General features: G+C 68.4%; 12 protein-coding genes and 1 tRNA gene. 4 read left to right on the top strand and 9 right to left on the bottom strand.

The genetic code is table 11. The annotated features are described in order from the left end of the window. Positions 1-27: 27 nt before the first annotated feature. Together AC5WJ1_RS13490 and AC5WJ1_RS13495 are read left to right on the top strand one after the other, a co-directional pair. Positions 28-1197: an ABC transporter substrate-binding protein gene (locus AC5WJ1_RS13490; protein WP_195431903.1), complete on the top strand. Its 1170-nt coding sequence runs from the start codon at positions 28-30 to the stop codon at positions 1195-1197. Positions 1198-1242: 45 nt separating this feature from the next. Next, the gene (locus AC5WJ1_RS13495) at positions 1243-2127 is read left to right on the top strand and encodes an NAD(P)-dependent oxidoreductase (RefSeq protein ID WP_195431904.1); all 885 of its coding nucleotides are present in this window, start codon (positions 1243-1245) and stop codon (positions 2125-2127) included. A gap of 19 nt (positions 2128-2146) precedes the next feature. On the opposite strand, the gene AC5WJ1_RS13500 is transcribed toward AC5WJ1_RS13495, so the two are convergent. Further along, positions 2147-3073 (bottom strand): alpha/beta hydrolase, encoded by a 927-nt coding sequence (locus AC5WJ1_RS13500; RefSeq protein ID WP_135705858.1) that lies wholly within the window; start codon positions 3071-3073, stop codon positions 2147-2149. A gap of 197 nt (positions 3074-3270) precedes the next feature. On the opposite strand from AC5WJ1_RS13500, the gene AC5WJ1_RS13505 reads away from it, so the two are divergent. Next, a tRNA-Leu gene (locus AC5WJ1_RS13505) sits at positions 3271-3355 on the top strand. Positions 3356-3410: 55 nt separating this feature from the next. On the opposite strand, the gene AC5WJ1_RS13510 is transcribed toward AC5WJ1_RS13505, so the two are convergent. Next, entirely contained in the window at positions 3411-3599 is a 189-nt protein-coding gene (locus AC5WJ1_RS13510; RefSeq protein WP_240745897.1) for a BrnA antitoxin family protein, read from the bottom strand. Between the two features lie 169 nt (positions 3600-3768). On the opposite strand from AC5WJ1_RS13510, the gene loiP reads away from it, so the two are divergent. Continuing rightward, positions 3769-4512, top strand: coding sequence for a metalloprotease LoiP (gene loiP / locus AC5WJ1_RS13515; RefSeq protein ID WP_195431907.1), 744 nt, complete (start codon positions 3769-3771; stop codon positions 4510-4512). A gap of 31 nt (positions 4513-4543) precedes the next feature. On the opposite strand, the gene hutG is transcribed toward loiP, so the two are convergent. The 7 genes from hutG to hutC form a co-directional block, all read right to left on the bottom strand. Beyond that, the gene (gene hutG / locus AC5WJ1_RS13520; RefSeq protein WP_133092197.1) at positions 4544-5359 is read right to left on the bottom strand and encodes an N-formylglutamate deformylase; all 816 of its coding nucleotides are present in this window, start codon (positions 5357-5359) and stop codon (positions 4544-4546) included. A gap of 53 nt (positions 5360-5412) precedes the next feature. Next, the gene (locus tag AC5WJ1_RS13525; protein WP_135705859.1) at positions 5413-6819 is read right to left on the bottom strand and encodes a formimidoylglutamate deiminase; all 1407 of its coding nucleotides are present in this window, start codon (positions 6817-6819) and stop codon (positions 5413-5415) included. After that, the gene (gene hutI, locus AC5WJ1_RS13530; protein WP_195431908.1) at positions 6816-8090 is read right to left on the bottom strand and encodes an imidazolonepropionase; all 1275 of its coding nucleotides are present in this window, start codon (positions 8088-8090) and stop codon (positions 6816-6818) included. Before hutI ends, AC5WJ1_RS13525 begins: the two co-directional genes overlap by 4 nt. Beyond that, on the bottom strand, positions 8087-8680 hold the full coding sequence (locus AC5WJ1_RS13535; protein ID WP_195431910.1) for a HutD/Ves family protein: 594 nt from the start codon (positions 8678-8680) through the stop codon (positions 8087-8089). Before AC5WJ1_RS13535 ends, hutI begins: the two co-directional genes overlap by 4 nt. Continuing rightward, on the bottom strand, positions 8677-10377 hold the full coding sequence (hutU, locus tag AC5WJ1_RS13540; RefSeq protein WP_133092201.1) for a urocanate hydratase: 1701 nt from the start codon (positions 10375-10377) through the stop codon (positions 8677-8679). The genes AC5WJ1_RS13535 and hutU overlap by 4 nt, the downstream gene beginning before the upstream one ends. Before the next feature lie 40 nt (positions 10378-10417). After that, the gene (hutH, locus tag AC5WJ1_RS13545) at positions 10418-11992 is read right to left on the bottom strand and encodes a histidine ammonia-lyase (protein WP_133092202.1); all 1575 of its coding nucleotides are present in this window, start codon (positions 11990-11992) and stop codon (positions 10418-10420) included. A gap of 63 nt (positions 11993-12055) precedes the next feature. Continuing rightward, the gene (gene hutC, locus AC5WJ1_RS13550) at positions 12056-12814 is read right to left on the bottom strand and encodes a histidine utilization transcriptional repressor HutC (protein WP_029046008.1); all 759 of its coding nucleotides are present in this window, start codon (positions 12812-12814) and stop codon (positions 12056-12058) included. Between the last annotated feature and the right edge of the window lie 3 nt (positions 12815-12817).

A 12817-nucleotide genomic window follows, 5' to 3' on the forward strand; every position in this document is an offset into this window, starting at 1 on the left:
CGTCACAAATAAGACTGGAGGAGACAAATGCCGAAGTTGCCCCGCCTGCTGCCCGCCATCGTACTTTCCACCCTGCTTGGCGCCAGCGCCGCCGCGCTGGCCGATATCCGCGTCGGCATCGACGTGTCCACCACCGGACCGGCGGCCTCGATCGGCATCCCCTCCAAGAACACCGTGCTGATGTGGCCGCAGACGCTGGGCGGCCTGAAGGCGCACTACGTGATCCTGGACGACGGCTCCGACCCGGCCGCGGCGGTGCGCAATGTGCGCAAGCTGATTTCCGAGGAAAAGGTCGACGTGATCGTCGGCCCCAATATCACGCCGACTGCGCTGGCCGCGCTCGACGCCGTGTCCGAGGGCGAGACGCCGATGGTGGCGCTGGCCGCGTCGGCGTCGATCGTCGAGCCGCAGACCGACGCCAAGCGCCGCTGGGCCTTCAAGATGCCGCAGAACGACTCGCACATGGCGACCGTGCTGACGGAGTACATGAGCAACCACGGCATCAGGACGGTCGGCTTCATCGGCTTTGCCGATGCCTATGGCGAAAGCTGGTGGCGCGAGTTCTCCAGGCTGGCCGAAGTGCGCAAGATCAAGGTCGTCGCCAACGAGCGCTTCTCGCGCAACGATACTTCGGTGACCGGCCAGGTGCTCAAGCTGATGGCGGCAAACCCCGACGCCGTGCTGATCGCCGGCGCCGGCACGCCCTCGGTACTGCCGCAGAAGACGCTGGGCGAGCGCGGCTACAAGGGCAAGGTCTACCAGACCCACGGCATCGCCACCTGGGAATTCCTGCGCATGGGCGGCAAGGACGTGGAAGGCACGCTGTTCCCGACCGGCCCGGTCGTGGTCGCGCGCCAGCTGCCCGAGAACCACCCCGTGCGCAAGGTCGCGCTGGACTTCGTCAACCGCTACGAGGGCAAGTACGGCGCCGACAGCGTGACGCAGTTTGCCGGCGACGCCTGGGGCGCGTGGCTGCTGCTGGACGATGCCGCGCGCCGCGCGCTCAGGACCGGCGCCCAGCCCGGCACGCGCGAATTCCGCGCCGCCATGCGCGACGCGCTCGAATCCACCACCAATCTCACCATCCCCAACGGCGTGCTGAACCTGAACGCGAAGGACCACCAGGGCTTCGACCAGCGTTCGCGCGTGATGGGGGTGATCCGCAACGGCAAGTTCGCCTATGCGGGCGACAAGTAGCCCAGCGCCCGCCGAACCCGGCCTTCTGAAAGGAAGCATCGCATCATGACCACCACTTCCACTCCTTCCGCCACCGTTGCCTTCATCGGCCTGGGCGCCATGGGCTCGCACATGGTCCGCCACCTGCTGGCCGCCGGCCACACCGTGCGCGCCTTCGTGCGCCGCGCCGAGGCCGCCGAAGCGGCGCGCGCCATGGGTGCGGAGCCGTTCTTCACGCCCGCCGAGGCCGCGCGCGGCGCCAGCGTCGTCTTCACCAACGTGACCTCGTCCGAAGACGTGCGCGAAGTGCTGCTGGGCGAGCAAGGCGTGATCCACGGCGCGGCCCCCGGCACGGTATGCGTCGACCACAGCACCATCTCGCCGGTGGTCACGCGCGAGATCGCCGCGGCACTGGCCGAGCGCGGCCTCGAGGCGCTCGACTGCCCGGTCTCCGGCGGCACCATGGCCGCCGCGTCCGGCAAGCTGACCATCATGGTCGGCGGCAAGCTCGACGTTCTGGAACGCGTGCTGCCGCTGCTGGAGCTGCTGGGCACGACCATCACGCATATCGGCGACAACGGCGCCGGCCAGGTCGCCAAGCTGTGCAACCAGATCGCGCAGGTGGTCAATATCGAAGGCATCGCCGAAGCCATGCGCTTTGCCTCGGCGCAGAACGTCGATACCGGCCGCGTGCTGCAGGCCATGTCGACGGGCATGGCGGGCAGCCGCATGCTCGACCTGATGGGGCCCAAGATGGTGTCGCGCAATTTCGCCGCCGGCATCGAGGCGCGGCTGCACGACAAGGACTTCGGGCTGGCGCGCGCTATCGCCGAGGAAATCGGCCTGGACCTGCCGGCGATGCAGGCCACCTCGGCGCAGCTGCGCACGCTGATGGCCAACGGCTGGGGCAAGGACGATACCTCGTCGCTGCTGCGCGTGCTGGAGGGCTGAGGGCCGCTCAGGTGCCCGCTCAGGTGCCTGTCAGGCGCAGGACGGCGCGTACCAGCGCGCTGTCGGCATCATTGAAGCCGTCGAGCACATTGAAGTGATGGCAGCCCGGCAGCACGAGATCGCTCGCTGCCGGACTGCCGACATTGGCGGGCCACGCCGCCCGCATCAGCGCATGCTGGCGGTGGTATTCGGCCGCTTCCAGCTCGCCCACGGCGAGCGCCAGCGGCGCGGCGGTGGCTGGCGCCATGTACGCCGGCGACAACCGCGTCACATCGTCTTCCGATAGCCGCAGGTCGCATTGCAGGAACGCGGCGCGGCGCAGCGGCTCCATGTCGTACAGCCCGCTGACCGAGAGCCCGCCCCGGACCAGGTCCGCGGGCAGGTCTGGCGCCAATTGCGGCCAGCGTGCCGCCATCAGCATCGCCACCAGGTGGCCGCCGACGGAATGCCCGGCGGCGAACAGCCGTTGCGGGTCATGTCCCAGCACGCCGGATTGCCGGTACAGCCACGCCACGCTGCGCAGCACCTGCCGCACGATGTCGGGCACCGTCACCGACGGCACCAGCGAATAATTGACCACGGCCACCGACACGCCGAGCGCCGGCAGCACGCTGGCGACGAAACTGTGGTCGCGCTTGTCGAGCGCGCGGTAGTAGCCGCCGTGGACGAACACCAGCAGCGGCGGCGCCGCGCCGTCATCCGCTGGCGCCGTCGCCGGGAAATAGTCCAGCGTCTGATCCTGCGGATGCCGCGAGCCTGCATCGGCATAGCCCAGGTCCGCGATAAAGCCACCGCGCTCGCGCACCCGCGCCGACCATTCACCCCAGCGCGCCATATGCGCCGGGTTGTCCGGCACATTGGCTCGGTTGTTGTATTCGCGGTCGTAGAAGACGGGGTCCTGCGAGGGCAGGCTGGCGAGGCTCGCCAGCGAGGCTTGGTCGGTCATGGCGGTCGGTGGGTGCGGGGTCGGGACTGGTTTGGCGCGGCGTCGGTGATGCACGCGGTGACGGCGATGCTAACCGCAATCGCGATGCACAAGTTATCGGGGCCATTACCATCGCCACGGCGGCCGGTTGTCGGCCGGGGGGAATTGCGGCATAATCGCCGGCTCAGCCCGGCATCGGTTCCGATGCCGTCACACCTGCCCGGGTGGTGAAACAGGTAGACGCAGGGGACTCAAAATCCCCCGCCGCAAGGCGTGTCGGTTCGAGTCCGACCCCGGGCACCACATTTCCCTCCAAAGCAATCAGTCGTCCACATGATGGGCGGCCCGGGGCTCATGCTCAAACCTCGATTTCGTCGAGCTTGTGCGTTTTCAGCCAATCGCGAACCAATACGTTGAGCCGTGTTTGCCAACGTGGCCCGCTCGCCTTCAGGGCTTCCAGGACATCGTCATCGAGTCGCACCGTGGTGGCTGTCTTCGTGGTACCGCGCGGACGGCCGCGCCCTCGCTTGACGAGCTTGTCAGACAACAGTGTTTTTGTACGTACGAAATTAGCTCTGCATCACCAGCCAATCACGTCACTTATACCCGCGACTCCTTTCGGCTAAAGCCTTGAAAGGTGTCGGACAGCGCCCACTGGTGCCCCTGCGCCTGGCTTCCTATCCTATGGCATTGCCATCCCGTCAACAGGAGCCACCATGAACCGACCGACCCTACCCGCCCTCGCCTGCGCCGCCCTGCTCGCCGGCTGCGCCGGCGCAAATGTGGAAAACCTGACCCAGGCAGGCGGCAGCCTGTTCACCGCCGCCACGCTGTCGGACACCAACGTCAAGACGCTGTCCGACCAGTCGTGCGCGGAAATGGACCAGAAGAACACCATTGCCCCGCCCGACAGCACCTACGCCAGGCGGCTCGCGAATGTGATGAACGGGCTTGGCAATACCGGGCTGCCGCTCAATGCCAAGGTCTACGTGACCAAGGACATCAACGCATGGGCCATGGCCAATGGATGCGTGCGCGTGTACAGCGGGCTGATGGACTTCCTCAGCGACGACGAGGTGCGCGGCGTGGTCGGACACGAGATCGGCCATGTGGCGCTGGGCCATACCAAGGCGGCGATGCAGGTGGCCTACTCCACCGCCGCTGCGCGCGGCCTGCTGGGATCTACCGGCATTGCTTCGCTGACCGCGCTGTCGTCCTCACAGATCGGGGATCTGGCGGAGACGTTCGTCAATGCACAGTTCTCGCAGCGCCAGGAAACCGCTGCGGACGACTACTCCTTCAACTTGCTGACCAAGAACGGCGCCAACCGGCAGGCGCTGGCGTCGGCGTTCCGCAAGATGTCGCAGCTTGACGGCGGGAAGTCGAGCATGCTCGGCACGCACCCCGGCTCGCTGGAGCGCGCCAAGCATATCGAAGATCGCCTGGCTGGCGGGCGCTGAGCGCGCTGCCTGACGCGCCCCGCCTGGCGCCTTACCGCGATTCGACGAACGCGAGCACCGTGGCCAGCATGCCTTGCAGCGCCGGCTGCAGCGCCGCCGACCGCGCCTCATCGTAGGCGAACGGGTATGTCTCGCTCATATACGCACACTGCGACAGCTCGAGCTGCACCGCGTGCACGCCATCCTGCGGCTTGCCGTACTGGCGCGTGATATAGCCGCCCTTGAAGCGGCCGTTGAGCACCGCGGTATGGCCGGGCACCGCGCTCGCCAGCTCGAGCAGCTGGTTCGCGAGCCCCGCGTCGCAGCTCTCGCCATTGGCCGTGCCGAGGTTGAAATCCGGCAGCTTGCCTTCGAAGAAGCGCGGCAGCAACGAGCGGATCGAATGCGCGTCCCACAGGGCGACGGTGCCGTGCTCGGCCTTCAGGCGCGCCAGTTCCGCAGCCAGCGCTTCATGGTATGGGCGCCAGATCGCGTCGCGGCGTGCGGCGATTTCCGCGTCGTCGGGGCCGTTGCTGCCATCGGCATAAAGCGCCGTCTTGTCGAAGGTGTCGACCGGGCACAGGCCGGTGGTGTCCTGGCCGGGATACAAGTTGGCATTGTCGGGCGGGCGGTTCAGGTCGACCACATAGCGCGAATGCGTGGCGACCAGCACCGAGGCGCCCAGCTCGCGGGCAAAGCCGTAGAGCCGTTCCAGGTGCCAGTCGGTATCGGGCACGGTGCGCGCCTCGGCGGTAAGGCGCTGAGAGACCGAAGCCGGCAGGTGCGTGCCGACGTGCGGCATCGATACCAGCAGCGGGCGCGTGCCGCGATGCAGGGTGAAGGCGGGGGTATCGGTGGAGAAGGACATGTTCTTTGCAATGCGTTGGGCGGTGCCCGTATTTGTCGCGTACTTGTCGCGTATCAGTCGGCCAGCAGGCTGGCGCGGGCGGCGATGAACTGCCGGGCCGCTTCGGACTGCAGCGCATGCGCGCCATGCTGCACGCGGCTGCGGCCGGCGGTGCGAACCTCCGCTAGTGTCTCATGACCGTGGTTCGCAAACACGTGGGTGGCCAGCGCCTGGGCGCCGTCGAGGCCGGTCAGCGTCGGGTGCGCACCGTCCAGCACCACGAAGTCCGCCTGCTGGCCAGGCGCCAGCCCGGCCACGCCGCGGCCACTGGCGCGTGCGCCGCCCGCCACGGCTTCCAGATAGAGGCGGTCGGCCACCTGCAGGTGGGTATCCGAGGCCAGCACGTTGCGCTGCTGCAGGCCCAGCCGCTGGCCGTATTCGAACAGGCGCAGTTCCTCGGCCACGCTGACGCTGGCATGGCTGTCCGAGCCGATACCCCACGCGCCGTGCTGCGCGAGGTAAGGCGCCGCCTCGAACACGCCATCGCCGAGGTTCGCTTCGGTGGTCGCGCAGATGCCGGCCACGGCGCCGCTATGCGCGAGGCGCCGGCGCTCGTCCCAGTCCATGTGCGTGGCGTGCACCAGGCACCAGCGCGCGTCGACGTCGACATGATCGAACAGCCATGTCACCGGGCGCGTGCCGGACCACGCGATGCAGTCGTCGACTTCGCGCTGCTGCTCGGCGATATGGATATGGACCGGCGCCTGCGCGTCGATCGCCTTCAGCCCCGCCAGCGCATGCAGCAGGCTGTCTTCGGGCACAGCGCGCAGCGAATGCGGCGCCAGGCCGAGACGCGCGCCGGCCTGCGCGCACACGGGCGACAGCCGCTCCAGCAGGCGCAGCATGGCGTCGGTGTTGTGCAGGAAGCGGCGCTGTTCGGCGAGCGGCGGCTTGCCGCCGAAGCCGGCGGTCTGGTACAGCACCGGCAGCAGCGTCATGCCGATGCCGGTGCGCTGCGCCGCGCGCAGCAGCCGCAGCGACATCTCGGCGGCATCGGCGTAGGGCTTGCCGTCGGCGTCGTGGTGGACGTAGTGGAACTCGCACACGCTGGTATAGCCTGCGCGCAGCATCTCGATGTAGAGCTGGGTGGCGATGGCTTCCAGCGTGTCGGGCGAGATCCGCTGCGCGAAGCGGTACATCAGCGTGCGCCAGCTCCAGAACGAATCGGCGCCGGCGGGATTGTCGCCCTGCGGGCGGCTGCGGTATTCGGTCAGGCCGGCAAAGCCACGCTGGAATGCGTGCGAATGCAGGTTGGGCATGCCCGGCAGCACCGGGCCCGCGGCGCGCGGCACGCCGGCATTTGCGGCGGCACCGGCCTGCACGGTGGTCAGGCGGCCCTGCTCGTCCCAGGCGAGCAGCACATCGCGCGCCCAGCCTTCGGGCAGCAGGGCCCAGTCTGCGAACAGCTGCGATGCGCTCATGGCTGTGCCCCCGCTTGCGCCGGATATACGCGCCCTTGCCGCACGACCGCGGCAGCAGGATTGCGGCCGAACCAGTACGCCAGCTCCGCCGGCGAATCGACGCGCCATAGCACGAAGTCGGCCTCTCGCCCCGCTTCCAGCTTGCCATGGCGATCCGATGCGCCCAGCGCGCGCGCCGCATGCAGCGTCACGCCGGCCAACGCTTCGGGCACCGTCAGGCGGAACAGCGTGCAGGCCATATTCATCATCAGCAGCAGCGACGTCACCGGCGACGTGCCGGGATTGTGGTCGGTAGAGATCGCCATCGGCACGCCGTACTGGCGCAGCAGCGTGATCGGCGGCAGGTTGGTGTCGCGCAGGAAATAGTAGGCGCCGGGCAGCAGCACCGCGACCGTGCCCGCATCTGCCATCGCGGCGACGCCGGCCTCGTCGAGATGCTCGAGGTGGTCCGCCGACAGCGCGCGATGGCGTGCGGCCAGCGCCGCGCCGCCGAGATTGCTGAGCTGCTCGGCGTGCAGCTTGACGCGCAGGCCGTGGCGCGCAGCGGCATCGAAAACGCGTTCGGTCTGCGCGATCGAGAAGCCGATCGATTCGCAGAAGGCATCGACGGCGTCGACCAGCCCTTCTTCGGCCAGCGCCGGCAGCATGCTGCCGCACACCAGGTCGATGTAGTCGTCGGCGCGCCCCGCGTACTCGGGCGGCAGCGCGTGCGCGCCGAGGAAGGTGGTACGCACCGCGACGCCGAACTGCTCGCCCAGGCGACGCGCCACGCGCAGCTGCTTGCGCTCGGCTTCCAGGCTGAGGCCATAGCCGGACTTGATCTCGATGGCGGTCACGCCTTCGGCGAGCAGCGGTTGCAGGCGCGCGGCGGCCTGCGCGAACAGCGTGTCTTCGTCGGCGTCGCGGGTGGCGCGCACGGTCGAGACGATGCCGCCGCCGGCGCGCGCGATTTCTTCATAGCCGGCACCGGCGAGCCGCATCGCGAACTCGTCGGCGCGCTGGCCGCCGTAGACCAGGTGCGTGTGGCAATCGACCAGTCCCGGCGTGATCCACGCGCCGTTGGCGTCGTGGCGCGGCAGGTCGCGGTAGGACTGCGGCAATTCTGCCGCGGCGCCAAGCCAGGCAATGCGGCCTTGCTCGACCACGAGCGCGGCATCGCGGATGGCGCGCGCCGGGTCGGCGTCGGGCAACAGGTGGCAGTTGTGCCAGACACCGTCGGCGCTGGCAGCATTGGCTGCACTGGCGGTGCCAGGTACGGAAGGCAGCGTCATTGATCGGACTCCATTTCCAGCGTGACACACAGGCACAGCGCGTCGCCGGCGCCTGGCGCGAAGGCTTGCCGGCCAGCGGGTTCGCCGGCGGGATACAGCACGCCCTGCCCCGCGTCCAGCGCTACGGCCGGCTGCGCGTCCTGCGCCAGCCAGGTGCCGGACACGGCAAGCAGGCAAACGGTATCGGCGCCGGTGCTGATGGCAAACCCCTGGCGAAAGGCGTCGACGCGCGCGCGGCAGCGGCCACGCCGCGTCATCACGTTGAAGTCGCGCGTGGCGCCATCGAGCAGCGCAGCCTGCAGGCCGGTGTCGCCCGAGAATGCAAAGGGCGCGCCCGGCTGGACCATCCGATGGTTAAAGCTGCCATCGTCGGCGCGCAGCATCACGCCGGCGCCGTCGAGCAGCACGATCTGCCGATCGATGCCGGGAAAGGCGGAGAACGGGCCGTCGGCTTCGATATCGGCCACGCTCAGGCGCCAAACGAAGTCATCCATGCCGGCACCCGGCGGCCACACCGCGATCTCGCGCGTGTTGCCGCCGCCATTCTTCCAGCGCGTCGGGTCGATGGCCGCGAGCGTGAACGTCCTCATACGCCCTTCACCATCGGCAGGTTCAGGCCCTTTTCCTGCGCGCATGCGATGGCGATGTCGTATCCCGCATCGGCATGGCGCATCACGCCGGTGGCCGGGTCGTTCCACAGCACGCGCTCGATGCGTTTGGCTGCTGCATCGGTGCCATCGCAGACGATCACCACGCCGGAGTGTTGCGAGAAACCCATGCCCACGCCACCTCCATGGTGCAGGCTGACCCAGGTGGCGCCGCCGGCGGTATTGAGCAGCGCGTTCAGCAGCGGCCAGTCGGACACGGCGTCGGAACCGTCGCGCATCGCTTCGGTCTCGCGGTTGGGCGACGCCACCGAGCCGCAGTCCAGATGGTCGCGGCCGATCACCACCGGCGCCTTCAGCTCGCCGGACTTCACCATCTCGTTGAAGGCCAGGCCGGCGCGGTGGCGCTCGTCCAGGCCAACCCAGCAGATACGCGCCGGCAGGCCCTGGAAGGCGATGCGGTCGTGCGCCATGTCGAGCCAGCGGTGCAGGTGCTTGTCCTCGGGGAACAGCTCCTTCATCTTGGCGTCGGTCTTGTAGATATCCTCGGGATCGCCCGACAGCGCGACCCAGCGGAACGGGCCCTTGCCGCGGCAGAACAGCGGGCGGATATAGGCCGGCACGAAGCCCGGGAAATCGAAGGCATTGTGCACGCCCTCATCGAACGCCACCTGGCGGATGTTGTTGCCGTAGTCGACCGTCGGCACGCCCATCTTCTGGAAGTCGAGCATGGCCTGCACGTGCTTGACAATCGACGGGCGCGCGGCGGCTTCCACCGACTTGGGATCGCGCTTGCGTGCGTCTTCCCACTGCTCTACCGTCCAGCCTTGCGGCAGGTAGCCGTTGACCAGGTCGTGCGCCGAGGTCTGGTCGGTAACGATATGCGGACGCATGCCGCCGGCCTGCGCCCGTTTGGCCAGTTCCGGCACGATGTCGGCGGCGTTGCCGAGCAGGCCGACCGAGATGGCTTCTTTCTTTGCCGTGGCCTCGGCGATCATCGCCAGCGCCTCGTCCAGCGTGGTGGCCTTCTTGTCGAGGTAGCGCGTGCGGATGCGGAAGTCGATGCGCGATTCCTGGCACTCGATCGCCAGCACGCAGGCACCCGCCAGCACGCCGGCCAGCGGCTGCGCGCCGCCCATGCCGCCCAGGCCCGCGGTCAGGATCCACTTGCCCGACAGGTCGCCGTCGTAGTGCTGGCGGCCGGCTTCGACAAAGGTCTCATACGTGCCCTGCACGATGCCCTGCGTGCCGATGTAGATCCACGAGCCCGCGGTCATCTGGCCATACATCATCAGGCCGGCGCGGTCCAGTTCATTGAACTTGTCCCAGGTGGCCCAGTGCGGCACCAGGTTGGAGTTGGCGATCAGCACGCGCGGCGCGTCGGGGTGCGTGCGGAACACGCCGACCGGCTTGCCCGACTGCACCAGCAGCGATTCGTCCTCGCCCAGGCGGCGCAGGCTGTCGAGGATGGCGTCAAAGCATTCCCAGTTGCGCGCGGCCTTGCCGATGCCGCCGTACACCACCAGGTCCTGCGGGCGCTCGGCCACGTCGGGGTCCAGGTTGTTCTGGATCATGCGGTAGGCAGCTTCGATCAGCCAGTTCTTGCAGTGCAGCTGGGTGCCATGCGGGGCGCGGATTTCGCGCTGGCCGCGCTGGATGAATTGGCTTTCGTTGGCGTTCATGTGCTTGTTCTCCTTCGTTGGCGCTTGTGACGCGCTCCAATCAACCAGCGTTGGTCGGCAAGATTTCCCGAACCGCCTGCGGCCACCCCGCCCCCGCATCCCCCTGCACCACCCACTGCTTCATCGCTTCGATATCCGGCGCCAGGTAGCGGTCGCCTTCCACAAAATCCACCCGCGCACGGATACGTGCCAGTTCCTGCTCCACCAGCGGCGATGACTTCAACGGGCGGTGGAACTCGATACCCTGCGCCGCTGCCATCGCCTCGATGCCGACCACTACCGCGGTGTTGGCCGCCATGTCGCCCAGCCGGCGCGCGCCGTAGGTGGCCATCGACACATGGTCCTCCTGGTTGGCCGAGGTCGGCAGGCTGTCCACGCTGGACGGATGCGCCAGCGACTTGTTCTCCGAGGCCAGCGCGGCCGCGGTCACCTGCGCGATCATGAAGCCCGAGTTCAGGCCGCCGTCGCGCACCAGGAACGGCGGCAGGCCCGACAGGCCGGTATCGAGCAGCAGCGCCAGCCGGCGCTCGGAAATCGCACCGATCTCGGCGATCGCCAGCGCAATGATGTCGGCGGCAAAGGCCACCGGCTCGGCGTGGAAGTTGCCGCCGGAGACCACGTCGCCCTGCTCGGAAAACACCAGCGGGTTGTCCGACGCGGCATTGGCCTCGATCTGCAGGATGCGCGCGGCGTGCTGCAGGTTGTCCAGGCAAGCGCCCATCACCTGCGGCTGGCAACGGATCGAATACGGGTCCTGCACGCGGCCGCAGGTTTTGTGCGAATCGACGATCTCGCTGCCATCCAGCATCGCGCGCACGGCGCCGGCCACGGCGATCTGGCCGGCCTGGCCGCGGGCTTCATGGATGCGGGCGTCGAACGGCTTGACCGAGCCCTTGATCGCTTCCAGCGACAGGGCGCCCGCCACCAGGCCGGCGGCAAAGGTGTCTTCGGCGGCAAACAAGCCGGCCAGTGCCAGCGCGGTCGACACCTGCGTGCCGTTGAGCAGCGCCAGGCCTTCCTTCGGGCCCAGCTCGAACGCCTTCAGGCCGGCACGGGCCAGGCCCTCGGCTGCCGGCACGCGCTTGCCGTCGACCAGCACGTCGCCCACGCCGATCAGCGTGCACGACATATGCGCCAGCGGCGCCAGGTCGCCCGAGGCACCGACCGAACCCTTGGCCGGGATGCACGGCGTCACGCCGTGGTTGACCAGCGCCAGCAATGCCTCGATCAATTCCGGACGCACGCCGGAATGGCCGCGCGCCAGGCTGACCGCCTTGGTGGCCAGGATCAGGCGCACCGTATCCTCGGCCAGGTCCGGGCCGGTGCCGACGCTGTGCGACAGCACCAGGTTGCGCTGCAGCTGCGCCAGTTTGTCGTTGGGGATACGGGTCTGCGCCAGCTTGCCGAAGCCGGTATTGATGCCGTAGACCACGGCGTCGGCGTCGATGATGTCCTGCACGGTGGCCTGCGCGGCGCGCACGCCGGGCCAGGCGGAATCGGCCATGGCCACGCGCACTTCGCCGCGGTAGATGCGGCGCAGGTCGGCCAGGGTGACTTGGCCCGGCTGCAAGGTCAGCAGCGGGCGGGAGGCTTGGTCGTGTTGGCTCGCAGTCATTTGTATGTTCCTGTCTATACAGCTTAGGATAAAAATTGAAGCAATGGCTGACCCTCGCGCGGATCAGCCGAAAGCGGGATTGCCGTCGGCGCGGAATCGGCTGCCGAGGCGGTAACGGTTGCCCGGGTGCAGGCAACGAACGAATGTCACTGGCACGCCATTGGTCCAGGTGCGGCGGGTCAGCATCAGGCAAGGTTGCGTTGGCGGCATTTCCAGTTGCGCGGCCTGCTCCGGCGTGGCGGCAATGGCATCGACCACGTGCTCTACCTGATCGTAGGGCACGTGGCGCAACAGGTATTCGCCGGGCTGGGTCGCGCTGAAGTCCTGGCCGATGAAGTCCGGCGCCACGCGCGGGTTCACGTAGCGGTCTTCCAGCTGCACCGGCACGCCATCTTCGCGATGCACGCAGACCGAATGGAACACGGACTCTCCGGTGTGCAGCTCCAGCGCGGCCGCCACCTCGATCGACGCCGACACCCGCTCGACCAGGATCACGTCGCAGGCATAGTCATGCCCGCGCATGCGGATCTCGTCCTGCAGGTTGACCACCGACAGCAGCGTGGACTGCGGCTTGTGCTCGGCGACGAAGGTGCCGACGCCGGCGACGCGCACCACCCGCCCCTGCTCCGACAGCTCGCGCAGGGCCCGGTTGACGGTCATGCGCGAGACGCCGAAGCGGTTCACCAGTTCCTGCTCCGACGGCACCCGGTCGCCCGGCTGCCACGCGCCACTCTGGATCTGGCGGGCGATGTACTCCTTCACCTGCTGGTAGAGCGCGGTGGGAGAGGAAGCTGGGGTGGCGGAGCCGACGGCGTGGTTCATGGC

Source organism: Cupriavidus sp. MEYA8 (assembly GCF_059278825.1).